Raw genomic sequence first — 313 nt, forward strand, 5'->3', positions numbered from 1 at the left:
TTTTCACTCCTAAAATATTCTGAAATAATCCGAGCGAAATTCTTTCCGCTGCGATTTTTGCGGGCATTAGTATCAAGACCCACTTCTACTCCAAATACATAATCATATAAATTTTTAATTTTTCCGCTCGTAAAAACTTCATCAAGTCCAGTTTCGCAAAAAAACTCATAAATTTTTTCAGGACTTTTAAAATATGCTTTAACGCTTGTTAAAACGTTATTTTTATCAAGTATGTCGGTATTGTCTTTATGAACCGCTATAAGTAAATTTAACACTTCAAAGCACTCTTTGTTCTCGTTAAAAAGTCTGTTAA

The 313-nt window shown here is 31.0% G+C and carries 1 protein-coding gene; it reads right to left on the reverse strand.

Going from position 1 to position 313, the window contains the following annotated elements:
* On the reverse strand, window positions 1-313 hold a 313-nt coding region (locus CDOM15925_RS09945; protein WP_249934737.1), incomplete at both ends, for a DpnII family type II restriction endonuclease.

It is taken from the genome of Campylobacter sp. RM15925 (assembly GCF_012978775.1).
Lineage (GTDB): Bacteria > Campylobacterota > Campylobacteria > Campylobacterales > Campylobacteraceae > Campylobacter_A > Campylobacter_A canis.